We start from the raw sequence: 25,091 nt of genomic DNA on the forward strand, positions 1-25,091 counted from the left end.
GCTTGTACAAGTTTGTATACTAGAAACGACTGTCGCTTAATAGGCGGTCCATTTCCTCTTTGTGCTTCGTCTCATCAGCAATCATATCTTCTAACTGAACGACAAGCTCAGTCAATTTTAAGTTAGATGCTTGCTCTTTTCGTTCTTCATAACGTCTGATTGTATCTTCCTCAGCGTTTCGAGCTTCTTCTAACATTTCACGAACACTCTCTACTTGTTTAACCGGTTTTGGTTGAGTAGTTGGTGTACCTCCAAGTGTTTTAATCTTTTCTGCTAAATATAGAGCATGTCCTTGCTCATCAGCAATTTCACTTTGGAAGAAAGGTTTTAGAATTTGACGGTACAAACCAGAAACCGTAGCTGCATTATGGTTGTACATAATGATTGCAGAGTACTCGTTTGCAAGATCCTCATTTAGTCCATCGATTAGTGCTTGTAAGTCTTTTTCCATTTGTATAACCTCCTGAATCTTGTTCTACAGAGATATCCTTCCCCTTTTCTCGCCACCATAAACAAAATTTATAGGATAGACGAACTAAAAAACAATGGAACTGTAGAATGAGGTTTAGGGATTGGAAAAATCGGTAAAAGACTACTATGCATGAAACAAATGTTGAACAAAAGTGATACAAAATTCTAAGGAGGTAACAAAAATGGATAGCAGACACATGGTTGATGAAGAGCGTAATGTTGACACAAGTAAGGTAGAAGAAACAGCAAGCCGTATGAGTGAGAGCAAAAAAGACGAGATCTTATCAAACTTTGATGAATTTAAGAGCTACTTGCACGGCAAAGTGCAAATTGGTGAAAAAATGGGCATGAGCGAAGAAACATTGGCAAAAACTGCAGAGAAAGTAGCAGATTACTTAGCTAACCATGAGGAGCCTCGTAACTCAGAAGAGAACCTCTTAAAAGAACTATGGAAAGTTGGAGAGCAAGAAGAGCGTCATAAGCTTGCTCATATGTTAGTTAAGCTTGTTAAATAGCATACATGTAAAAGCTGCTCATCGCTGAGCGGCTTTTTTTATTACACTTGTCGTTATCTGTCAGGGAGAGTTATGTTTTGTGAAATCTATTCATGGAATGAAACCATGCCGGTAGTAATCGTTCGTTTGAAAAGCTGTAAAAGCAATAAAATTTGCTAAAACGTCAATAAATTCACCTCAATGACCGTTTACAAACTACTTTAAAAAAACGACAATGTTTTAAAGTGGTTTATCCAAAGAAAAAAGAGTGAAAACTTAGATTTAATAAGATTAAAAGGTGAAAACAATTTATAGAAAAGAGCTATTGAAACTTTTCTATGCAACAACCTTGAGAAAAATAAGTAAAAGTTAAAAAGAAAAGATGTTGAGGAGAATTTTATGTTACGAGAACTGGCCAAAAAACTACCCTTTCCAATCCTTCCTCTAATATATATCATAAGCGGATTAGGTCTTTCGTTCTTATCGTTAAATGTCTTTTTTGAGCTTTCGGAAGACTTGATGGAAAACGAGGTATTTGAGTTTGATCAAGTGATCATTCAATATGTAACGGATATTAGAAGTGACACTCTAACCGAAGTAATGAAAGTAATTACTTTTTTTGGGTCGAAAAACATATTAACTCTCTTGTTAGTAGGAAGTCTTATCTGGTTAATCGCGAAACGGAAGAACTATTGGGGTGCGATTTTCTATTTGATTGCTGTTGCCGGAGGAGGTCTTTTAAACCTAGGGTTGAAACATTGGTTTGGAAGAATACGTCCAGAAGATAGCCTGATCGTCGAACAAGGTTTCAGTTATCCAAGTGGACATGCGATGGGCAGTCTCATCTATTATGGTTTTCTTGGCTACTTGGTCGTAAGAAGCAGAAGAGGAAAGCCACTTAAAATCCTTCTTACGATTGCATTTATATCCACGATTCTTCTTATTGGTTTTAGCCGTGTCTATTTAGGCGTTCATTATCCATCTGACATAGCAGCTGGATTTAGTGCTGGAACGGTTTGGCTACTGCTCTGTGTAGGTGGCCGTGAATCCATAAGAGCGTATCAAAAAAGGACGCTTCCTTTTTTTAAAAGGAAACATCCCCAGTAAGTGTGAGTAGTTGATTTTGCAAACATTTAATAACGGCAGGTGTACGATGCTGACGCTCTCCATCACAGTCAATAAGCTGTTGGGGAGCTGTTTTTATGCTGATCTCTGAGCTTTGAAAATAATGGTACCCTTGTCCTTCTTTTGAAGTATCGGATAATCGATTCAGGAGGACGTCCCAAATAAACGATGTGGAAGGTTCTTCAATCAGCAAGCAATCGAGCTTTCCGTCTTGTATATCTGTATCGGGAAAGAAGGGACGGATCCCACCGGTAAATGGGCCGTTTACAGCAAGAAACATGGCAGCTTGTCCATCAAATTGGAACTCTTTAGAAGAAACAGAGATGTGGAATGGCTCCCACGTTTGAAAGGATTTAGCCGCAGATAAATAATAAGAAAGTCGGCCAAACTTTTCTTTTGTATCTGGATCAATAGATTCTGAAACATGTGTGATCAATCCAACACCCCAGAAGTTTGTAAAGAAATGTCCGTTAAACTCTCCAACATCAATGAGGCTAAACTTTTTTTCACTAAGCTGTTGTGCTGCTTTAATAGGATTTTGGTTCATGCCTAAAGCTCTCGAAAAATCATTGCATGTTCCTCCTGGCAAGATTCCGAAAGCCGGTTGATTCTCTTCAATAGACAATACAGCTTCTGCAATTTCATGTACCGTACCGTCACCACCCGCGGCTATGATTAAATCAGTATTACCTTCTAGCTCCTTAACGAATGAAGCACCTTCGCCAGGAGCAGTCGTCTCATAAACTTGAACGTCTTCAAAACCAATTTTAAGCTGCTCTAGCACAGCATTCCATTGATTAAGCAACCTACCTTGTCCGGCAGAAGGGTTAAGTATGACAGAAGCTCTTTTTATGGTTGAGGGATTTCTAGTCATTTCGCTACCATGTATTCTTTTACGAATGACTTTCCTGTAAAAAGTGTTTCTGGAAGTGCTTTTGATGTGCCTCTATTCTTATGAGCTTCTTCATAAGCTTTGGATTGTTGCCAGTTCGTAAAGTCAGCATGTGAATTCCAAAGTGTCATTACGATATAAGGATCTTGTTGAAGAGGTCGTAAAATTCGTATGCCAGTAAAGCCTGGTTCGTTTTCAACAAGCCCAGCACGATTTTGGAAGCGTTCTTCAAAAAGTGATCGTCCTTCTTCTGATACCGGAATGTGGTTCATAACAACAAAACCGGCACCTGTTAAGGAGCCTCTTTGGTTTATTACTTCATACTCATGTTTTTCTGTAAATGGATTCTCTTCATCTGTTTCAATCACGAGAGCAGAATTAGAGTCGCCTTCTAGCAGGAGAGCTCCATCGTATTTTTCCTGGATTGTTGCTAAATAGTCTAAAGTCCCATAAGTAATATATATGTTCATAGGAATCCCTGCCCTTTTTTTATTGATTTACCTTTGTTTTACCCAACCGTTCAGCACATTAAACAGTGTAAGAAGTTGGATACTTGTAATATACTTTCCAACTAAGGGAAAATTATATAAAATGAACTTTTCGACCTAGAATGAAATGAGGGTTGGTTATGGTAAAGAGAAGTCTCGTCGGACTCGGTATATTAGTGGGTTCACTTATAATAGGTTTTTTTGCCTATCTTTTCATTATTTTAGCTGGAGATTATGTTATTGATGAAAAAGATCTTGTGATGGATTCAGCCACTGTCCTCGTTGCCGAGAACGGAGATAAAATTACGAAGATCTATGATGAAAATAGAGAGATCGTCGACATTGAAGATATCCCAAAACATGTGCAAGAAGCGTTTGTGGCCGTTGAAGACAGCCGTTTCTATAAGCATAATGGAATTGATGTAAAAGCGATCTCGCGTGCTATCTATAAAGATATTTTAGCTGGAGGAAAAGTCGAAGGCGGCAGTACGATCACGCAGCAGCTAGCGAAAAATGTTTTTTTATCTCATGAAAAGTCATGGCTAAGAAAGACAAAGGAAGCAGTTATTGCTATCAATCTGGAAAGAAGATACCCGAAAGATAAAATTTTGGAGATGTATTTGAATCAAATCTATTTCGGTCATGGCGCATACGGAATCCAGCTCGCTGCAAAAACGTATTTTAATAAGGATGTCAGCGATTTAACAGTAGCAGAGGGTGCGATGCTTGCGGGTCTTCCTAAAGCACCTAACTATTATTCTCCACTAAAAAATCTTAAGGAGGCGAAAGAGCGGCGGGATCTCGTTCTTACGCTCATGGAGAAGCAAGATTATCTGACACCTACTGAAACGGTAAGAGCGCAAGGGAAAACGATCGCTCTTGATTTTCAGCAAGAAAAACGAAACCCGGCTTATACAACGTATATTGATATGGTGATAAAAGAAGCAAAAGAAAAATACCAAATTTCAAGAGAAGAGCTGCGACAAGGCGGTTATAAAATAGTCGTTCCTATGGATCTCGCTGCACAAGATTCAGTTTATAAGAGCTTTCAAGACGGCCGCTATTTTGTTGGTACAGGCCAGGAAAAACCCGAAGGCGCAATGGTGCTGATGAATGGAAAAACAGGTGGTCTGCTTGCTGTTCAAGGTGGACGAAATTATGTTACAGAGGGACTAAATCGGGTACAGGTCAATCGCCAGCCTGGTTCAACGTTTAAGCCTTTATCCGTGTATGGTCCGGCTCTTGAAACTGAAAAATACAAACCCTATTCTATGCTGCGTGATGAAGAATTAAGCTATGACGGTTATGAACCTAAGAATTATAACGGTAGATACGATGGAGAAGTTTCCATGGTAGACGCCATTTCTCACTCTGTAAATGCATCGGCAGTATGGCTATTAAACAAGAATGGAATATCTGATTCAAAAAGTTACCTCGAACAGCTTGGCATGCCGATTGAGGACAAAGGACTCGGAATCGCGCTAGGTGGCATTGATCAAGGGGTAACACCATTGCAAATGGTAAAAGGATATCGCAGTTTCCTTCATGAAGGTAAGACGATCGAGCCTTATGTGATCAGTAAGATCTATAACAACGAAGGAGATCTGATAGGAAAGGCAAAACAAGAAGAAAAGAAAGTTTGGAAAAGACAAAACGCATGGTACATGACTCGTATGCTTCAACAAGTCGTAAAGAATGGAACAGGATCTGATGGAAGAGAGAATATGGAGATCGCAGGAAAGACGGGTACCACAAACTATCCAAACGTTGAAAAAGGAAACAAAGATACATGGTTTGTCGGGTATACGCCAGAAGTAGTCGGTGCAGTATGGGTCGGTTATGATCGAACAACCGAAGAATCTTATCTTAACAGCGGCAGTTCTCTACCCACACTCCTATTTAAACAAGTGATCAACGAAATGCCGTCTCAACAAGGTCTGTCGTTCAAAAAACCTGACGGGGTAAAAGATCTAGCGCCGCCAATCGAGCTTATTGAGTTAAACGATCTGCGTGCTTCATTTGGAATGGGGGACTATGGAGTTCCTTCGGTTAAACTGAACTGGACTCCGTCTAAAGACGAGCGTCTGCAATATAAGGTTTATGCGGTGAATGAAGGAGAAACTACTCTTTTAGATACGTTAAAAGGTGAAGGAGAGTATAGTGCTTCAGGCAAGAATCTCTTCACACTGCCAGACTTCTATGTCGTTCCATACAATCCTCTTACAAAACAAGAAGGAGAGCCGTCAAATGTGGTGTCGATCTCCCTTTTCCCGAGTTTTGGTGAGGAAGATAAGAAAGATGAAAGAGAGAAGATTCGAAAAGATCGTGAAAAAGAAAAGAAGAAAAAGAAGAAAAATGAGGATTAAGAGGTGGAAGATGGTCTGCGAGGCCGTCTTCTTTTTTGATGAGAGCTTGGAAGTTGGAAGTGGAGCGAGGGAGTCGAACGGTGTCGTAATGCCTATATTTTTCATCTTAGACTTAATTGTGGAGTGTTTCCGATTAATGGTTGCTCATTTCGACTTAATTGATGCCACTTTTGACTTAATCGATGCGCTCGAAGACCAAATCCATCATTTACTTATCTCATAGGGTTTAAGCAGCATGCATCTGTAAAGGCTTTCAGCATCCAATGAACATCCATTTTGCCAAAATCATGACAATTAAGCTTATCTTCTATACTTTTATTATGAATTCCCTTACAATGTGTATGGATATTGACGTTAAAGGTTTTAAGTTTCAGCAGCTAGGAGATAACAATAGTGCTGCAGCTTTTGGTCTTGTATAGAAAGGTGTGTACGTTTTGACTATGAATGAAGAGTTTTTGAAAGCGTGTCGTAAGGAGAAAAATTCACATATTCCTGTATGGTACATGAGACAGGCGGGCCGTTCCCAGCCAGAGTACCATAAACTGAAAGAGAAGTATTCACTATTTGAAATCACACATAGACCAGAGATGTGCGCTGGCGTTACGAAGCTCCCTGTAGATCAGCATGGAGTGGATGCTGCCATTCTTTATAAAGACATTATGTCTCCAGTCCCAGCGATTGGAGTAGATGTAGAGATTAAATCAGGAATTGGACCAGTGATTGATAAGCCTGTACGAACACGCGAGGATGTAGAGCGCTTAGGGACCATCAATCCTGAGAAAGACGTACCTTATGTTTTAGATACGATCAAAATTTTAAGACAGCAGTTAGAAGTGCCACTTATCACATTTGCAGGTGCTCCATTTACGCTTGCGAGCTATATGGTTGAAGGAGGTCCTTCACGCGATTATCATAAAACTAAGCAGCTGATGTACTCTGACCCTGAAAGCTGGTTCATGCTAATGGACAAGCTAGGCGATATGACGATCGCTTATGCAAAAGCACAGATTGCAGCCGGCGCACAAGCGTTTCAGATCTTTGATTCATGGGTCGGCGCATTAAATGCTGCTGATTACAGAAAATACATTCAGCCTGTTATGTATAAAATCTTCTCATCACTGCGAGAAGAAAATATTCCGTTGATTCTATACGGAACAGGTGCAAGACACTTAGTTATGGAGTGGAACGAGCTTCCGATCGATGTAATCGGGCTTGATTGGAGATTATCTCCGAGAGAAGCGCGTCAGATGGGTGTGACAAAGGCACTTCAAGGAAACTTAGATCCTTCCATTCTACTTGCGCCATGGGAAGTTATCGAAGCACGTACGAAAGAAATTTTGGATGAGGGTATGGAAGAACCAGGCTTTATATTCAATGTTGGAAAAGGTATTTTCCCTGAGGTAAACATTGCAACATTAAAGCAGTTGACCACCTTTGTTCATGAATATACGTCAAAAAAACTAGGGTGATAAAGAGTGAGTAATAAGAAAACAGGTCTATTAATTATGGCGTACGGTACGCCAAGAAGTCTGGATGAAGTAGAAAGCTATTACACACACATAAGACGGGGACGTAAGCCTTCTCCTGAACAGCTACAAGAACTTACGGAACGCTATGAGCAGATCGGTGGAATCTCACCGCTTGCTAAGATTACAGAAGAGCAAGCGCAAAAAATTGAAGCAGAGATGAATCAACGTTACCCCGACCGTGAGTTTAAAAGCTATCTTGGTCTAAAGCATATTAATCCTTTCATTGAAGATGCTGTGCAGCAGATGAAGGAAGATGGAATTGAAGAAGCAGTAACACTTGTACTTGCTCCTCACTATTCAACGTTCAGCGTAAAATCATACAACGGACGTGCAGTGGAAGAGTCTGCAAAGATAGGTGGACCATCTTTCATGACGATCGATAGCTGGTATGACGAGCCGAAATATGTCCAATTTTGGGCAGATGGGATTAAACAAACGTTTAACTCCATTCCAGAGAACGAGCATGACAAAACCGTTGTGATCTTCTCCGCACACAGTCTGCCAGAAAAGATCCTTCAAATGGGAGATCCTTACCCGACGCAGCTTCAGGAAACAGCTGATCTGATTGCGAAAGAAGCGAATGTTCCGCACTATACGATCGGCTGGCAGAGTGCTGGTAATACACCTGAACCGTGGATCGGACCAGACGTTCAGGATCTAACGCGTGATCTCTATAACGAGCATGGCTACAAGCATTTTATCTATTGTCCGGTTGGTTTTGTTGCCGATCACTTAGAAGTTTTATATGACAATGACTATGAGTGTAAAGTAGTCACAGATGAGTTGGGCGTTAACTATTATCGTCCTGAGATGCCGAACGCAAAACCTGAGTTTATAGACTGTTTGGCAACGGTCATTGAAAACGCACTAGCAAAAGAAAGAATGTGAAAGAAATGAACGAGCGAAAGCACGTTATAATATTGGGCGGCGGCATAACAGGTTTAGCCGCTGCCTTTTATGTTCAGAAGCATGCAAAAGAAACAGGTAAGCCAATAACCTTCACGGTCATAGAAGCAAGCGACCGTCTTGGCGGTAAAATTGATACCATTAAAGAAGATGGATTTGTGCTAGAGCGAGGCCCAGATTCCTATCTTGCTAGAAAAACAGTGATGACAGAACTTGTTAAAGACGTGGGTCTAGGTGACGATTTGGTTTCGAATGAAACAGGTCAAGCTTATATTTTGCATAATATGAAGCTTCATCCTATTCCAGAAGGAGCTGTAATGGGTATCCCAACTAAAGTGATGCCGTTTGCGACCACGCCTCTTTTCTCTGTTGCTGGCAAGGCAAGAGCAGGATTAGATCTTGTCCTTCCTAAACGAAAAAACGCTCAACAAGATATTTCTGTAGGTCATTTTTTTAGAAGACGTCTTGGAGATGAAGTCGTTGATCGGCTGATCGAACCTTTGTTATCTGGGATTTATGCTGGAAGAATTGATCGACTTAGCCTGCAGTCTACTTTTCCGCAGTTTGTAGAGACGGAAGAGAAATATAGAAGTTTAATTATAGGGATGAAAAAGACACAGCCTAAAAAAGAGAATGCGCCGATTGCGAAGAAGAAAAAAGGTGTTTTTTTAACACTTAAAGGTGGGCTTTCCTCTTTCATTGAAGCTCTATCAAATGCAGTACCAAAAGAGAGCATAAAAACAGGTGTTCACGTTAAGGCTGTCGAGCGGTCTGAAGATGGAACCTACTCTGTGATGATGGAAGATGGTTCGGTTCTGATAGGTGATCATGTTATCGTCACGACACCTTACCCTATCACGAAGAAACTCTTTGGCGAATCTCTGTTTCCACTTGGTTTTCACGACACGAAGCCAACTTCAGTAGCAACAGTTGCGATGAGTTTTAACGAGGAAGACGTGAACTTTAGTCTTGATGGAACAGGTTTTGTTATTGCTAAAAGTGAAAACACATCGATTACGGCGTGTACGTGGACGAGCCGGAAGTGGCCCCATACGACCCCTAAAGGAAAAGTGGTCCTTCGTTGTTATGTAGGGCGTGCAGAAGATCAGGACATCGTTCAACAACCAGATGAAGTTATTTTAGAAAAAGTATTAGATGATTTGAAGAAGATCATGGGTGTGGATGCTCGGCCCGAATTCTATCATGTATCCAGAATGATTGATTCAATGCCGCAATATGAAGTTGGACATAAAGAGTATGTGAAAAAGCTCAGAACAGCGTTTCAGAATGAGCTGCCTGGCGTCAAACTAGCCGGAGCTCCATATGATGGTGTGGGATTGCCAGATTGTGTAAATTCAGCAAAAATGGCTGTGGATTCTTTGTTCAGCTCAAAATGATTTTGAACGTTAAGTCACTGAATCTAAACAACAAAATAATAAATATGTTAAGAATTAAACGGCAAATGGATATGTTTGTCGTTTTTTATATTTTCTTGTAGAATGTTTCTGCTATACTGTAGGGAGAAAAAAAGGAAGGGGGAAGCGCTGTGCAAGCATTTATTGAGCCGTTATTTGTAAATATTGCAATCATATTTTCTTTTACACATCTTTTGAACATGTTCTTTCCCCTTCATCCTGGTGTCATTCCGAGTTATAAAAATCAGATCGTCTTTGGTTTGATCAGTGGTGCTGGTGCACTGGTTTGCATGCTGTTTCCCATTGAAACGTTAAAGGAATCTTTTTTTGATCTTCGAAATGTTCCAATCATGATTGTCACATTGTATGTAGGCTGGCTTCCGGGGGCAATTTGTTCGTTGATTGTTGCCATTGCAAGAATAGTCGTGGGTGGAGAATTGGCATGGCTTGGAATTGTATTAATCCTACTAGCATATGTGGTTTGCTTGATCTATCATGGATTCTTTGATGAAGATAAGCGCAGATGGATTTCTGCGATCTATATCGCTTTGGTTTATACACTTTTTTATATGTTGTTCATTCATACATATCTTGATTTTCTGACAATCGATTTTTATCTCGTCTATTTCTCGAGCTTTTTGATTGCGTTCTTTTCTTGTATCTTCTTAATCGAGAGGCTTGTTAAAATCAACATGCAGTTAAAGGAAACCGTTTACTTAGATAAGCTTGCAGTTGCCGGACAGATGGCAGCAGCAATCGCGCACGAAGTCAGAAACCCGATGACGACGATTCGTGGAATGATTCAGTTTCTTGGCAGCACGACAACTGATGCTAAGTTGAGAGAGCATTCGCCACTCTTAATCGAAGAATTAGATCGAACGAACAAGATTATCACAGACTATTTGTCCATGGTTAAGCCTGATGTTCCTAAGCTTGAGACAGTACCACTTGAAAAAGTGTTAAGAGATGTCATTGCCCTTACAGCCCCATACGGAGCGATAAATAATGTTGAGGTCACCGCTAGTCCATTAGGTTCTTACAATGTGTGCATTGATGAACCAAAACTTAAGCAATGTTTAATAAATATTATTAAAAACGGGATAGAAGCGATTGAAGAGGGAGGTACGATCCATCTATATCGCTATAAAGTGACAAAAAGAAGTATTACCATCGCGATTGAAGACAATGGTAAAGGTATGACAGAAGAGGAACTCGAACAGATCGGGTTACCTTTTTATACAACGAAAGCAAAAGGCACGGGGTTGGGTATGATGGTAACTTATAAACTGATTCAAGATATGGACGGGAAACTTCGGTATGAGAGCGTACTTAATGAAGGCACCAGAGTCCTTTTAACCTTGCAGTTATGTACGAAACGAAATATTGTTAATGGTGAGGAGGTGGGATGATGGACCGCAGAAAAAGTATTCTAGATGCAGCAGAGCGTTCTTTTTCTATGTTCGGCTATAAGGCGAGTACAGTGGATCAGATCGCTAAGATCGCAAACGTTGGAAAAGGAACGATCTATACTTTTTTCGCAAACAAAGAAGAATTATTTTCGGAAATTATCACAAACCTAGTAACAGAGACGAAGTTAGCGGCTTCTTCGGCAATTAAAGAGGAGCGCCCTTTTTATGAAAACTTGCACAATGCACTGTATGAAGTTGTTGAACTTCGTAAAACGCACAAGTTAGCCGTTAAACTTTCTCAAGAAGTGAAAGAGTTAAATACTTCACCTGTAACTGAGGCTTTGCAGAGGATCGAAAAAGCGGTATTGAGTTTTGTTCAAAAAGAGCTGGATAAAGCGGTTGAAAAAGGCGAGATCAAAGAATGTCATACAGATATTGTGGCGTTTATGATGGTCAAGGTATACATCGCTCTTATTTTTGATTGGGAACGTGATCATGAAGCTCTTCAAAAAGAAAAGATGCTTGAAGTTTTGGAGATGTTTGTAATGGATGGTTTAAGGAAAACATAGTATTGCAGAAGGAAGAAAAACATGTTACATTAAGTTGTGACCAAATTTCTATTTCGGTCATTTTCGAAAAAGCGGACTGTAAGAGTCTCTTTTTTTACCGTAAAATGACCAAATGACTAAAATAGTCATTCAGTATTAGGAGGAGTGAACAACTGTGCTAAAAAGTATCGGAGCTCAATTTAAAGCAGTTTTCTCAAACAGAAAAATTGCTGTACCGGTCTTAGCGGTTCTATTTATACCTGTGTTATACAGCGGAATGTTTCTATGGGCGTTCTGGGATCCGTATGACAAGATGGAAGATCTGCCAGTGGCCGTAGTCAATCAAGATGAAGGCTATGAATATAACGGTGAAAATTTAACCGTTGGAGATGAGTTTGTAAAAAAACTCAAAGAGAATCCACAGTTTGAGTGGGAATTCGTTAACGAAGAAAAAGCAAAGCAAGGTTTGGAGCATAACGATTATTATATGATGATCGAGATTCCTGATAACTTTTCTGAAGAAGCGACTGCCCTATCAGGAAATTCGAACAAAAAGCCTGAGATCATTTATACACCGAACGCTGGCTTTAACTTTCTAGCCGCACAAATTGGCGGAACAGCCGTTGATAAAATGAAAGAAAGTTTATCTAATGAGCTTACAAAAACATATGCCGAGGTCATGTTTGATCAAGTCGAGCAGTTGGCTGGTGGGTTGGAGAAAGCGGCAGATGGCTCCAATCAAGTAACGGATGGATTGAAAAAAGCTGCTTCTGGTAGTGGTGAACTAGCTTCTGGAATGGAAGAAAAAACACCTCAGATTAATGAGTTAAAAGATGGAGCTGTACTTTTTAATTCAAAAATGACCGAGTTTGATAGTGGAATCGATAAATTGCTTGCTGCTCATAAACAACTAGCAGACGGGCAGGGTCAGCTGAATAATGGAGCACAAGCTTTAAAAGGTGGACTGAGTCAAGCGACAGCAGGTTCTGAAAAAATTAAGAACGGAAGCTTAGCCTTACAAGGCGGTGCATCTAAATTATCAACTGGTGCAAGTACGCTCGCAGGATCAGTAAATGAATGGAACGCTGGTGCTCAAAAAGCAACAGCAGGTTCAAAACAACTAGAACAACAAATTAATGCATTGATTCAAAATCAAGGAAACATGTCAGATGAGCAGATGGCAGCATCCTTAAAACAACTTGCGGCAGCTAGTAATGGTATAAACAACGGCTTAGATAGCTTAACTGCTGCAACAGGTAAGATTGCTGGCGGAGCGAATGAACTTTCTGCAGGAGCTAAAAAGTTAAGCGATTCACAAACCGCTGTTGCAAAAGGAGCAGAAGACCTTCATAACGGTCAACTTAAACTAGTTGACGGAGTCGATCAGCTTGCAAGTGGCCAGGCGAAAGTAAATGAAGGTACGCAAACGTTCCAATCTAAATTGGGAGAAGCGGCTGCAGGTAGCCAGCAACTGTTAGGTGCGAGTGGCAAGTTAGCAGACGGTACTTCCACTGTTGCAACAGGCTGGCAAGAAGTTACGGGCCATGTTAAGGAAATTCATAACGGTGAACAGAAGCTGCTTGATGGAAGCGGAAAACTCTCCTCTTCATTAAGTGATGCAGCGGACAAAACTGGTGAGCTTGATCCAGACAGTGACATGTTCGAACGAATCGCAAACCCTGTATCTGTTAAAACAAAAACCTTTTCTGATGTTCCAAACTATGGAACAGGCTTTGCTCCTTACTTCTTATCATTAGGACTTTTCGTAGGAGCATTGTTGATGTCGATCGTATTCCCATTGCGTGATAAAGCAGGACACCCGCGTTCAGGATTCAGCTGGTTTGCTGGTAAATTCACATTCTTAGCAGTAGTCGGTGTTGTTCAAGCACTGATTGCGGATGCGGTATTGCTTTATGGTCTAGGGATTGAAGTGAGCAACTTAGGAGGGTTCATTGGACTAAGTATCATCACGAGTCTTACTTTCTTAGCTCTCATTCAGTTACTCGTTACGGTGCTTGGAGATCCAGGACGTTTTGTAGCGATTATTATCTTAATCCTACAGCTTACAACGAGTGCAGGAACATTCCCGTTAGAGCTTATTCCGAACGGACTTCAAGGATTCAATGCTTGGCTTCCTATGACATATTCCGTTTCTGGCTTTAAAGCGGTAATCTCAAGCGGAGACATGGAAAGTTTCAGCTTTAATCTATGGATTATGGTAGGTTTCATGGCGATCTGTATGATTGGTACATGGGCTTACTTTGCAAGTCAGATTAGAAAAAAGAATTCGGAAGATGAAGGTTCAGTAGCATAATTTTAGAAAACACCTAAAGGGACATTATCCTTTTAGGTGTTTTTTTGTAGGTTTCTTAGTAGATTAATGAGTCTATTTGCAGCAATAGCACCAATGTTATCAAAACTTTTAGAAAAGAAGTTTTCAAGCAAGCAAGCAAGGGAAACATAAGGTATGGACATTCTAATGGATGCAGCTTATTTTATGTAATTGTAAAGGAGAGAACCTAACTTGATAACTTTCAAAAACGTAGGGAAAACGTACCCTGACGGTTTTGAGGCCTTGAAAAATATTGACTTTCAAATTAAAGAAGGGGAGTTAGTAGCATTAATCGGGCCTAGTGGTTGTGGGAAGACAACAACCATGAGAATGATAAACCGTTTGATCGAGCCATCAAAAGGAACGATCCTCATTGATGGAGAAGATATCGCAAACCGAAACCCCGTTGAGCTGAGAAGGAATATTGGATATGTTATTCAACAAATCGGTCTATTGCCTCATATGACGATAGAAGACAACATTTCACTCGTACCTCGTTTAAAAGGGTGGGAAAAAGAAAAGTATGATGGCAAAGTTGATGAATTGCTAGATTTAGTTGGATTAGATCCTAAAACATTCAGAACGCGATATCCTTCTGAGCTAAGCGGTGGTCAACAGCAGCGTATTGGTGTTATTCGAGCACTTGCTGCAGAACCCCCTATCATTCTAATGGACGAACCATTTTCCGCACTTGATCCGATCAGCCGTGAACAGCTGCAAGATGAACTCGTTAAGTTACAAGATACGATTAAGAAAACAATTGTTTTCGTTACGCATGATATGGACGAAGCTATTAAGATTGCTGACAAGATCGCAATTCTAAATAAAGGTGAGATCATTCAGTTCGATACACCAGAACGAATTCTTCGTCATCCTGCGAACGATTTTGTTAAAGGGTTTATTGGTGAGAATAGATTGTCCGCTGATGAATCATCCATGCCAGAAGCGGTAGACCTTATGAGACCAAACCCAGTTACGGCAAAAGTAACAAGAGGACTTGCCGAAGCTCTAAAGATGATGAAGAGATATGGTGTAGACAGCCTCTTGGTCACAGATCAGCAAAACAAGCTTCTTGGGATCACTACACTTGATAAAATCGAACAACATTATCCTGAAGAAGATAAGACCATCGGTGATCTGATGGAAAAAGAAATCATTACGGTCGACGTCTCCTCTACATATACCGAAGTTGCAGAAATCTTCGCTACCCATGGTGTTCGGATGATTCCGGTACTGGATGATGGGAGATTAGTCGGGTTAATCACACGTGCATCCATGATGCGCGGCTTAGCAGGGTTAAATATTTCCGCACAAAACCCTGTTGAGGGAGGTGCGGTCCTTGAATAACTTTTTGATCACGATGAAAGATACGTTTGTTAACAGATGGCCAGAAATTCTTACAGGACTTCAACAGCATTTATTTTTATCACTTGTATCGATCTTGATCGCGGCAGTAATTGCCGTTCCTTTAGGGATTTTTATTTCTAGAAGAAAAACGGTAGCAGAACCTGTTATTGGGGTTACAGCGATTTTTCAGACGATACCGAGTTTGGCATTATTCGGATTCTTATTACCAGTATTCGGAATCGGAAGTACAACTGCCATCATTGCACTTACTGTTTATGCACTCCTGCCTATCCTACGCAACACCTACACAGGAATTACGGGTGTAGATAAATCGGCAGTTGAAGCTGGTAAAGGTATGGGGATGACGAATACTCAAATTTTACGAATGATTGAACTCCCGTTAGCTCTGCCGATTATCATGGCTGGTCTGCGTACAGCGACTGTATTAACGATTGGTGTAGCTACACTTGCGGCTTTTATTGGAGCAGGTGGGTTAGGTGATCTAATCTATCGCGGATTATCCACAACACGTAATGAGCTCGTCTTAGCAGGTGCGATTCCGGCTGCATTGCTTGCCATCGTATTTGACTTTATTCTGCGACGCATTGAGTTAGCTACTGAGCCTAAAGCATCAAAGAAACGTGGTTCATGGAAACTGCCTGTGCTAATTGGAGTACCGATTGCCGCACTCGTTCTTTTCTTCGCATTTCGTGGTGGTGGTGAAGAAGATGCGATTGTAATCACAGGTAAGAAGTGGACAGAGCAATATATCCTGCCTTATGTGATTTCTGAATATGTTAAAGACAAAACAGATTACCCTGTAATCGTTAAAGAAGCGATTGGTGAGACGCCTATTCTTACAGAAGCGATCAAAAAGGGTGATATCGATCTTTATGTTGAATACACAGGTACAGGTTATTTAACAATTTTAAAAGAAAAATATGATCCGAGTATGAAGCCTGAAGAGATTTATGATGCTGTAAAAGAAGGATATGCGAAAGAGTATAATCTGAAGTGGACGAAGCCGCTCGGTTTTGAAAACACGTATGCCTTAGCATTAAATCCTGATACGGCGAAACAAGTTAATGTAAAGTCAATTTCTGAACTAGCGCCGAAGTCAAACCAGCTTACTTTCGGCGGTCCGACAGAGTTCTTTGAACGTGAGGACGGTTATACGCCATTTGTAGACACGTATAAACTTAACTTTCAGGATAAGAAGAGTCTGGATCCGAACTTGATGTATTCTGCTGTAAAAGAAGGCAAGGTAGATGCGATTCCTGCTTACACTACAGATGGAAGAATTGTTCGTTTCAATTTAAAGACTTTGGAAGATGATAAGAAATTCTTCCCTCCCTATTTCGCAGTACCTGTTGTAAGGGAAGATACGTTGAAGAAGTATCCGAAGCTTGAAGGTGTTCTCAATGAGCTAGAGGGGAAGATCTCTGAAAAAGATATGGCAGAAATGAACGCGAAAGTGGACCTTGATAAAGAAGATCCCCGTGAAGTAGCGCAGGATTTCTTGAAAAGTAAAGGATTGATCAAATAAAGTAAGAAACTGGACTTATTAAGGAGTCCAGTTTTTTTGTTTGTGGATGGTTTGTGAGGGGGGAGCAGGTCAATTAAGTCGTAAAGCTAACTAATTAAGCCGAAACTGTATCCTATTAAGTCAAAACAGCAGCAAATTAAGTCAAAATTGAAACCAATTAAGTCTAAAATCAAAAATAAAGGCCATTCGACAGTTACACACACTATAGAAAGCAAAATAAAAAGCAGGTCCCTCAAAATCAGGAACCGGCCTCGTCTTATAAAACTTTACTTAAAAACGACTTCGTACGCTCGTGCTGCGTGTTTCCGAACAATTCAGAAGGAACGTTCTCTTCAACGATATAACCGCCATCCATGAAGATCACGCGGTCACCAACTTCTCGTGCAAAGCCCATCTCGTGCGTTACGACGACCATTGTCATTCCTTCTCGGGCAAGGTCTTTCATTACTTCCAATACCTCACCGACCATCTCTGGATCGAGTGCAGAGGTAGGTTCATCAAAGAGCATGATCTTAGGATCCATCGCGAGTGCACGGGCGATGGCAACACGCTGTTTCTGACCACCGCTAAGCTGAGAAGGATAGGCGTTTGCTTTATCTTGCAATCCTACTTTTGCGAGCAGTTTCAACGCTTTGTCACGGGTTTCCTCTTTATTGGCGCTTTTCACTTTAAGAGGTGCAAGTGTTACGTTTTCTAAGACGGTTTTATGAGGGAAGAGGTTGAACTGCTGAAAAACCATTCCTACATCTTCCCGAATTTTATTAATGTTCGTTTTTGGATCTGTGATATCTGTTCCGTTTACAATGACTTGTCCACCTGTTATATCTTCAAGTTTGTTGATACAGCGGAGAAATGTACTTTTTCCTGAGCCAGAAGGGCCGATCACACAAACAACTTCTTGTGCTTTTATTTCTGCATTGATATCCTTCAGAACCTCAAGATCACCAAAGGACTTTTTTAAATTTTTTACTTTAATCATGGTCCGGCTCCTTTCATGTCAAAACAAAATCGTGTATGTATTTTATCATAAGTTCGGTTGAATCGTAGTATTTCCTGCTTCAATTGAAATCTTTAATTACAAAACTTTCTGAAAAAAAGGATTGACCTGTGAATATTTCGTGAACTATACTCTGATTATGAAAACGATTTCATGAATTCGATTCCACAAATGTTTAAGAGGAGAATCTGATGGCAACCATTCAAGATGTGGCGAAGAAAGCAGGATTATCCCGCACAACTGTCTCGAGGGTGATCAATGAACATCCGTATGTGACAGAAGAGAAGAAACGTCTCGTAACGCAGGCGATGCAAGAACTGAATTATGTGCCCAATTCATCAGCAAGACGATTGAGGCGACAGCAAACGGAAACAATTGCTGTTTATGTACCTCGGATCACGAATCCATTTTTTAGTCATTTGGTTGAAGTGATGGAGAAGGAAGCTGCAAAAAAAGGCTATCAGCTGATTTTGTGTCAGACCCGTTATAAGAAAGAGCAAGAGCGGAATTTCTTAGAGCTTTTAAAAACAAAACAAGTAGATGGTCTGATTTTAACATCCATAGAAAACGATTGGAGTGAGTTTGAACCATACTTATCGTTCGGCCCCATCGTCGTTTGTAACGAATACTCAGACTCTGCTCAAGTACCTTCCGTCTACTTAAACCAGATAGAAGGAAGCTACCTAGGAACGAAGCACTTGATCGACCAAGGCTATACAAAGATTGGGTATTGTACCGGCAACCACAAAAGCTCCAGAGTTTCCAAAGACAGAAAGATTGGTTTCTTACAAGCACTAGATGATGCGGGAATCATGATGAAGGAAGAGTGGTTCTTTTACAACGCCTATAGTGTGCAAGACGGCTTTGCTGCATTTAAAAAATTGAGTGAGTTATCTGATCGGCCGCAAGCTGTTTTCACCGGAAGTGACGAAGTGGCAGCAGGTATTGCAAAAGCTGCGTTTGACGCAGGCTGGAGAGTACCGGAAGACCTCGCCATCATAGGCTTTGATAATCAGCCTTTGGCAGCATTAATGGATCTAACGACGGTTGAACAGCCGATTGACACGATCGCTAAGCAGGCTATGGAGTTGATGGTAGAAGCAATTCAGGCAAAGAAGCCATTGAGTCGAAAAGAAGTGATTTTGCCATTTCAGTTGATCAAACGATCCTCGACATAACATTTTGTGGTGAAATGTAATCGTTTACAAAACAGGAGATTAGGGGGAAATACAATGAAAAAGCTTAAGAAAATCTCAAAAGTGATTTCTACTTCACTAGCGTTGTCACTTGTACTTGCAGCTTGTTCGGACAAAGAAGAAGGAAGCAGCAACAGTAACAATTCCGGCGGTGATAAAGACGAAAAAGTAACGATCGTCTATGCACGTGGTAAGGATGATACACAAGGTACAACAGCAATGGTGGAAGCTTTTGAAAAGAAATACCCTAACATTAATGTTGATTTTAAAGAAATGCCTGCTGATACGGGCAAACAGCATGACGCTTATGTGACAGCGTTCAACGCTAACTCAGATGAGATCGACGTTGTTGATCTAGACGTTATCTGGCCAGCTGAGTTTGCACAAGCAGGATTTTTGATGCCGCTAGACCGCTTTATGGAAAAGGACGGGATCAACCCAGATGATTATAACCAAGGTGCAATCACAGCATCTAAATTTAAAGGAAAGCAATGGGCTCTTCCTAAGTTTATTGATGCAGGAATGCTTTTTTATCGCACAGACTTAGTCGATGAAGGTTCTGTTCCGAAGACATGGGACGAGCTTTTAGCGAAAGCGAAGGAAACGAAGGGCCAAGGTGGAACACAGTTTGGTTACTTGATGCAAGCGAAGCAATACGAAGGTCTTGTATGTAACGCGGTTGAATTTATCGCATCATACGGTGGTCAGATCATCGATGAAAATGGTGATGTTAAAGTTGACTCTCCAGAATCGATCAAAGGAATCGCTAAGCTTGTAGAAGTCGCAAACTCTGATGTTGTTCCGCAGAACGTTACAACGTTTGCTGAGCCAGAGTCACATACAGCATTCATCAATGGTCAAGCAGGTCTGATCCGTAACTGGCCATATCAATTCGCGTTAGCAAATGATGAGAAGCAATCTAAGATCGCAGGTAAAGTTGGAGTAGCTCCACTACCAGCAGGTGATGCAGGTTCTGCTGCAGCACTTGGCGGCTGGATGGCTGGTATCAACAAAAACACGAAGCATCCTGAAGAAGCTTGGAAGTTCTTAAGCTTTATGGCTGGTAAAGAAGGACAGAAGATCGACGCGATCAAAGGTGGACACGCGCCAACGATTCTTTCTCTTTATGAAGACCAAGAAATTTTAGATGCTAACCCATACTTTAAAGAAGAAGGCTTTGTAAACGCACTTGAAGCAGCAGTATCTCGTCCAGTAGCACCAAACTATCCTGAGATCTCTGACATCATTCAAGTACAAGTTTCTCAAGCTGTAGCGAAAAAGATCACACCAGAACAAGCAGCTAAAAATATGCAAAAAGAAATCTCTGCAAAACTAGTAAAGTAAGAAACGTAAATGGATAAGGGGTATGCCTTTCTCTCTGAAAGGCTCCCCTTACTTTTATAATTGGTATCGATTCCACACGAAGAGTGAAATGGATGGACGTAACAGCGCCCGTCCGTCGATTGCATTCGAATAGTAAGGAGCTGACACGTTTGAAACCTGATCTAATGCCTAATAACCAAAAGCCAATAGCAACTAAAACAAATCAAAAGGCGAAGAAAAAGCGTTCTGACCGTTCTCTAGGCTACATGCTGATCGCCCCGTCGATGATCTTGATCTTAATCATTGCCATTTGGCCCGTATTTCAATCTTTCTATTACAGCATGTTTGATCTACGACTGAACAACCCAGCAAAATCGGAAGCGTATGTGTCGTATAAAGTGAATCTGCAAACCTATCTAGATAACTATCCGTTCTTAATCAGTTCACTAGAAGATGAACTAGATGAAGCAACTGGAAAAACAAAAACAGAGCTTGAAGCGATTAAAACAAACCTAGAAAAAGTAGATGCAGAATTAAAGTCTGATCAAGAATTAAGTAGCAAGTATGATGAAGTGGACGAGAAGCTTACCGTGATGGAGCCGATCAGTGAAGAGCTTGCTGTTTCTGATTTGGACAAAGAAGTAGCGCTCGATCTGGAGAAAGCTGTTACAGATTCTTCCGAACGAATTAGAGAATTGAAGGGTGAACTGCAAAACCCAGAAGACGTGATCGGACTTTCAGCATCATTAAAGGATTCAGTTATCACACCTAACTTTATCGGGCTGAAGCATTATAAAGAAAATCTAACAGATAGCCGCATGTGGAAGGCGATTCAAAATACAACGGTCTTTACGGTTATCTCCGTTTTTGCAGAGCTCGTTATAGGTCTCGCGATTGCACTCCTTATCAATAAAGCTTTCTTTGGTAGAGGACTTGTCAGAGCAACGATCCTCATTCCATGGGCGATTCCAACCGCTGTTTCAGCATTCATGTGGAAATATCTATATGATGGTCAGAACGGAATTGTAGCCAAAGCTTTTGCGGAAATCGGATTGTTTGACCAGATGACGGATATGCTGACAACAAGTACAGGTGCAATGTTTGCCGTAATTTTCGCAGACGTATGGAAAACGACGCCTTATATGGCACTCTTGTTATTAGCGGGGCTTCAAACGATTCCGAGTTCATTGTATGAAGCAGCCGCGATTGATGGAGCTAGCAAGTGGAAACAGTTCTTAAAGATCACGCTACCTTTGTTAAAGTCTAGCATCCTCGTTGCTTTGCTGTTTCGTACACTAGATGCTTTCCGTGTATTTGACTTAATCTATGTACTCACAGGTGGGGGGCCAGCAAACTCTACGGAAACGATATCGATTCTGGCTTACAAAGTAATGTTTGCACAAACCAATTTCGGTGAAGGTTCGGCGCTGTCGGTTATCGTCTTTATCTGTGTAGCGATCATATCTATGATCTACATCAAATTCCTTGGACGAGACCTTTTAAATGACAAATAAAAACGGAACAGGTAAAGGAGTGAATAGGAAATGAACAAAAAAGCAGGCCCAATGTTTTACGTATTCTTAACAGTGTTTGTCTTCCTTGTCATGTTTCCGTTTTTATGGGTACTGGCAAGTTCAATTAAACCGGTTGCCGAGTTGTTTGGTGATCGTGCGTTCATACCGTTTACGGATAATATGACGTTAGAAAATTACGAATCCGTATTTGTAAACTATCCATTTTTAAAATATTTATGGAACAGTTTAGTCGTGTCAACGATCACTACCGTCTATGCAGTCCTTGTAGCAAGCTTTGCGGCTTATGCGATCGCACGATTAAACTTTAAAGGGAAAACAGTCATCCTTGGATTAGTCTTATCGGTTTCCATGTTTCCACAGATCGCAACCATTTCACCGATCTATATCGTTTTAAAGAATCTAGGATTGACGAACAGTTATCTTGGTTTGATCATTCCGTACACGACATTTACGTTGCCATTATCCATCTGGCTTCTTGTCACGTTCTTCCGAAAGATCCCGTTTGATCTTGAAGAAGCAGCAAAAATGGACGGGGCATCACCTATGCAAACGTACTGGCGTGTGATCTTGCCTTTAGCGATACCAGGAATCTTCACTACAGCGATTCTTGTATTCATATCAGCGTGGAACGAGTTTCTGTTCGCTTTAACGATCAATACTGATGATGAGTTCAAAACCGTTCCGGTTGGGATTGCAATGTTTGAAGGGCAGTTCACAATTCCTTGGGGAGAGGTAACAGCAGCAACGGTTATCGTAACGGTGCCGCTTGTAATTATGGTTCTGCTTTTCCAACGCCGAATCGTGTCAGGGCTAACTTCAGGTGCGGTAAAAGAATAGATTTGAAAAGAAGCCCTCGCTATAAAGCGGGGGTTTTTATATTTGTCTATCTATAAAGCTTTTTGAAAGTCATTGATTTTCGTCTTTGGATGAATGATTTTATCAGGCTACTTATTAATAAATATATTTATACATAGTGCTTTATTTTCTAATTTGTATTATAGGTGGATAGGGTCTAAAATAAGTTTTGTTAGGTAAATAACTTACTTTTTATTAGGAGGAATTAGACGATGTCTAAACATATATTAATGGTCGTTACAACGGCTGATCACATGAACAACGAACATTCAACAGGCCTTTGGCTTTCTGAATTTGGTGAAGCTTATGTGGAGTTCGCTAAAGCGGGTCATACTATAACGGTTGCAAGTCCTAAGGGTGGAAAAGCTCCTGTAGATGACCGCAGCCTAGAAGGTGAAGTGCCTCAAGAGATTCTTGACACAGCCAAATACCTTGAAAACACATTGAAGCTAGAAGAGTTAACTGAACTTGATGGATTTGATGCGATCTTCTTGCCAGGCGGTCATGGAACCATGTTTGATCTTCCAGAAAACACAAAACTGCAAGAAGTCATCCGCGACCTTTATGAGCAAAATAAAGTAGTAGCAGCGGTATGTCATGGCCCTGCAGGTCTGGTTGGTGTGAAACTTTCTGATGGCACACCATTAGTATCAGGGAAAAAAGTGACTGCATTCACAGATGCTGAAGAAGTGGCGACAACGCTTGATCAGTATATGCCTTTCTTGTTAGAAACACGCATGCGTGAACTAGGTGCTCATTTTGTGGCTGCTGAGAATTGGGCAGATCATGTACAAAGAGATGGACAACTCATTACGGGTCAAAACCCACAATCTACAATTTCTGTAGCCAAAGAAGTTTTGAAGCAGTTGGCATAATAATTGATAAACCTGCAAACCTTTATAATAAAAGGTTTGCAGGCTTTATTTTTTGTGAACATTGAGAAGGAACAAGGGAAAGGAGAGTGTAGGATGAAAGCTTTACTTTTAAAGGAACGTAATGAATGGAAAGAAATGAAGATAGAAGAAATTGAAGCACCAACTGCGGACAAAGGTGAGGTAGTAGTAAAAATTCATACTGCTGGACTAAATCCTGTTGATTATAAAACAGCAACTGGAGGAAATCCAAACTGGACATACCCACACATTTTAGGACTTGATGCTGCAGGTACCATTCATGAAGTTGGAGAAGGTGTAACCGACTGGAAGATTGGTGATCGTGTTGTGTATCACGGAGATTTCAACAAAAAAGGTGCATACGCTGAATTCGGAGTAACAACGGCACATACCATCTCACGTATTCCAGATTCTCTATCTTTTGAGGAAGCAGCGGCTCTTCCAACAGCAGGCTATACGGCATATCAGGCTCTGTTTAGAAAGTTACCTATGTCTTCAATCGATACGATCTTAATCCATGCAGGTGCAGGTGGTGTAGGGGGATTTGCTGTTCAACTTGCAAAAAATGCAGGGAAAACGGTAATCTCAACGGCTTCTACACACAACCACGAGTATGTTCGTTCGTTAGGAGCAGATCTTGTGATTGATTACAGAGAAGAAGATGTGAAGGCAAAGGTGTTGGAGTTCACGAACGGAAGAGGTGTAGATGCTGTTCTAGATACAGTAGGAAGAGACAGTGCTACAGCATCACTCGACCTCATTGCATACAACGGACATATTGCACATATTGCTGGCGCTCCGGATTATACAAAGGTAAAACCATTTACACGTGTAATCTCTTTTCATGAGGTAGCTTTAAACGCCATTCATCATAACCATGACGAAGTAGCAGAGCGCGACTTAGCAAAAATGGGAGACGAGCTGTTGGCGCTTGTAGCAGATAAGAAAGTTTCTTCATTACTAGAGCAAGTAATCACGCTAGAAGAAGTGCCTGCAACACTTGAAAAGCTTTCAGAGAGACATGTTAAAGGCAAGATTGTTTGTAAGCTTGTATAAGGAGATGATTTTTTGTCAATTACCATTAACGCAATACTCACAGCAACACCAGGTAAAGAGGATGCTTTGCGCGAAGAATTGATCAAGGTTGTACATGCATCACGTGAAGAAGAAGGATGTATCAGCTATACTCTGCACGAATCTACTGATAATCCTGAGACTTTTGTGTTTTATGAAAACTGGCTTGATGAAGATGCACTCAACAGGCATATTGAATCCAATCATTATAAAAATTATCGAAAAAACATAGAAACGCTTGTTCAGAAAAGAGAAGTATACCGCTTAAACATCATTGACCTATAGAATAAAACTCTGCATCGTGTCTCATACAGATCGGTGCAGTTTTTTATGATGATTTCTAGAAGGGA

At 40.8% G+C, this 25,091-nt stretch carries 23 protein-coding genes; 19 read left to right on the top strand and 4 right to left on the bottom strand.

All coding sequences use genetic code 11. The features are described from left to right. Positions 1 to 19: 19 nt before the first annotated feature. Complete coding sequence (locus I5J82_RS00725) at positions 20 to 451, bottom strand: ferritin-like domain-containing protein (protein WP_066391396.1); 432 nt, start codon at positions 449 to 451, stop codon at positions 20 to 22. Between the two features lie 217 nt (positions 452 to 668). Here I5J82_RS00725 and I5J82_RS00730 point away from each other — a divergent pair, with 217 nt between their 5' ends. Further along, positions 669 to 986, top strand: coding sequence for a DUF3243 domain-containing protein (locus tag I5J82_RS00730; protein WP_198768861.1), 318 nt, complete (start codon positions 669 to 671; stop codon positions 984 to 986). A gap of 378 nt (positions 987 to 1,364) precedes the next feature. Further along, positions 1,365 to 2,072: a phosphatase PAP2 family protein gene (locus tag I5J82_RS00735; protein ID WP_198766225.1), complete on the top strand. Its 708-nt coding sequence runs from the start codon at positions 1,365 to 1,367 to the stop codon at positions 2,070 to 2,072. Here the strand turns inward: I5J82_RS00735 and I5J82_RS00740 are convergent. Beyond that, the gene (locus I5J82_RS00740) at positions 2,050 to 2,964 is read right to left on the bottom strand and encodes a diacylglycerol/lipid kinase family protein (protein ID WP_198766226.1); all 915 of its coding nucleotides are present in this window, start codon (positions 2,962 to 2,964) and stop codon (positions 2,050 to 2,052) included. The two genes, I5J82_RS00735 and I5J82_RS00740, sit on opposite strands and share 23 nt — an antisense overlap. Beyond that, on the bottom strand, positions 2,961 to 3,452 hold the full coding sequence (locus I5J82_RS00745) for an antibiotic biosynthesis monooxygenase family protein (RefSeq protein WP_198766227.1): 492 nt from the start codon (positions 3,450 to 3,452) through the stop codon (positions 2,961 to 2,963). Before I5J82_RS00745 ends, I5J82_RS00740 begins: the two co-directional genes overlap by 4 nt. Before the next feature lie 158 nt (positions 3,453 to 3,610). Between I5J82_RS00745 and I5J82_RS00750 the strand changes: the two genes are divergently transcribed. The 10 genes from I5J82_RS00750 (at position 3,611) to I5J82_RS00795 (ending at position 16,868) form a co-directional block, all read left to right on the top strand. Further along, a complete protein-coding gene (locus I5J82_RS00750) occupies positions 3,611 to 5,836 on the top strand; it encodes a transglycosylase domain-containing protein (protein WP_198766228.1) in 2,226 nt (741 codons plus the stop codon). A 10-nt stretch (positions 5,837 to 5,846) separates the two neighbouring features. Next, a complete protein-coding gene (locus I5J82_RS00755; RefSeq protein WP_198766229.1) occupies positions 5,847 to 6,059 on the top strand; it encodes a hypothetical protein in 213 nt (70 codons plus the stop codon). 217 nt (positions 6,060 to 6,276) lie between these two features. Beyond that, a complete protein-coding gene (gene hemE, locus I5J82_RS00760) occupies positions 6,277 to 7,305 on the top strand; it encodes a uroporphyrinogen decarboxylase (protein ID WP_198768862.1) in 1,029 nt (342 codons plus the stop codon). Between the two features lie 6 nt (positions 7,306 to 7,311). After that, positions 7,312 to 8,253 (top strand): ferrochelatase, encoded by a 942-nt coding sequence (hemH, locus tag I5J82_RS00765; protein ID WP_198766230.1) that lies wholly within the window; start codon positions 7,312 to 7,314, stop codon positions 8,251 to 8,253. A 5-nt stretch (positions 8,254 to 8,258) separates the two neighbouring features. Next, entirely contained in the window at positions 8,259 to 9,668 is a 1,410-nt protein-coding gene (gene hemY / locus I5J82_RS00770) for a protoporphyrinogen oxidase (RefSeq protein WP_198766231.1), read from the top strand. A 149-nt stretch (positions 9,669 to 9,817) separates the two neighbouring features. Further along, positions 9,818 to 11,095 (top strand): ATP-binding protein, encoded by a 1,278-nt coding sequence (locus I5J82_RS00775; protein WP_198766232.1) that lies wholly within the window; start codon positions 9,818 to 9,820, stop codon positions 11,093 to 11,095. Beyond that, on the top strand, positions 11,092 to 11,664 hold the full coding sequence (locus I5J82_RS00780) for a TetR/AcrR family transcriptional regulator (protein ID WP_198766233.1): 573 nt from the start codon (positions 11,092 to 11,094) through the stop codon (positions 11,662 to 11,664). The genes I5J82_RS00775 and I5J82_RS00780 overlap by 4 nt, the downstream gene beginning before the upstream one ends. Before the next feature lie 154 nt (positions 11,665 to 11,818). Further along, a complete protein-coding gene (locus I5J82_RS20580) occupies positions 11,819 to 13,957 on the top strand; it encodes a YhgE/Pip domain-containing protein (RefSeq protein ID WP_332873616.1) in 2,139 nt (712 codons plus the stop codon). Positions 13,958 to 14,167: 210 nt separating this feature from the next. Beyond that, the gene (locus I5J82_RS00790; protein ID WP_198766234.1) at positions 14,168 to 15,322 is read left to right on the top strand and encodes an ABC transporter ATP-binding protein; all 1,155 of its coding nucleotides are present in this window, start codon (positions 14,168 to 14,170) and stop codon (positions 15,320 to 15,322) included. After that, a complete protein-coding gene (locus I5J82_RS00795) occupies positions 15,306 to 16,868 on the top strand; it encodes a glycine betaine ABC transporter substrate-binding protein (protein ID WP_408610368.1) in 1,563 nt (520 codons plus the stop codon). The genes I5J82_RS00790 and I5J82_RS00795 overlap by 17 nt, the downstream gene beginning before the upstream one ends. A 256-nt stretch (positions 16,869 to 17,124) precedes the next feature. Here the strand turns inward: I5J82_RS00795 and I5J82_RS00800 are convergent, their stop codons facing one another. After that, entirely contained in the window at positions 17,125 to 17,847 is a 723-nt protein-coding gene (locus I5J82_RS00800) for an amino acid ABC transporter ATP-binding protein (RefSeq protein ID WP_198766235.1), read from the bottom strand. Positions 17,848 to 18,056: 209 nt separating this feature from the next. Between I5J82_RS00800 and I5J82_RS00805 the strand changes: the two genes are divergently transcribed. The 7 genes from I5J82_RS00805 (at position 18,057) to I5J82_RS00835 (ending at position 25,026) form a co-directional block, all read left to right on the top strand. Continuing rightward, positions 18,057 to 19,043: a LacI family DNA-binding transcriptional regulator gene (locus I5J82_RS00805; protein ID WP_198766236.1), complete on the top strand. Its 987-nt coding sequence runs from the start codon at positions 18,057 to 18,059 to the stop codon at positions 19,041 to 19,043. Between the two features lie 54 nt (positions 19,044 to 19,097). Continuing rightward, positions 19,098 to 20,405, top strand: coding sequence for an ABC transporter substrate-binding protein (locus I5J82_RS00810; RefSeq protein ID WP_198766237.1), 1,308 nt, complete (start codon positions 19,098 to 19,100; stop codon positions 20,403 to 20,405). Positions 20,406 to 20,569: 164 nt separating this feature from the next. Next, entirely contained in the window at positions 20,570 to 21,898 is a 1,329-nt protein-coding gene (locus I5J82_RS00815; RefSeq protein ID WP_198768864.1) for a carbohydrate ABC transporter permease, read from the top strand. 30 nt (positions 21,899 to 21,928) lie between these two features. Continuing rightward, a complete protein-coding gene (locus tag I5J82_RS00820; protein ID WP_198766238.1) occupies positions 21,929 to 22,756 on the top strand; it encodes a carbohydrate ABC transporter permease in 828 nt (275 codons plus the stop codon). A gap of 230 nt (positions 22,757 to 22,986) precedes the next feature. Then, positions 22,987 to 23,649, top strand: coding sequence for a type 1 glutamine amidotransferase domain-containing protein (locus tag I5J82_RS00825; protein WP_198766239.1), 663 nt, complete (start codon positions 22,987 to 22,989; stop codon positions 23,647 to 23,649). A 93-nt stretch (positions 23,650 to 23,742) separates the two neighbouring features. Continuing rightward, positions 23,743 to 24,723: a zinc-binding dehydrogenase gene (locus I5J82_RS00830; RefSeq protein WP_198766240.1), complete on the top strand. Its 981-nt coding sequence runs from the start codon at positions 23,743 to 23,745 to the stop codon at positions 24,721 to 24,723. Between the two features lie 12 nt (positions 24,724 to 24,735). Continuing rightward, positions 24,736 to 25,026, top strand: coding sequence for a putative quinol monooxygenase (locus tag I5J82_RS00835; RefSeq protein WP_198766241.1), 291 nt, complete (start codon positions 24,736 to 24,738; stop codon positions 25,024 to 25,026). Positions 25,027 to 25,091 lie beyond the last annotated feature (65 nt).

It is taken from the genome of Fictibacillus halophilus, assembly GCF_016401385.1.
In the GTDB taxonomy this organism is placed as follows: Bacteria; Bacillota; Bacilli; order Bacillales; family Fictibacillaceae; genus Fictibacillus; species Fictibacillus halophilus.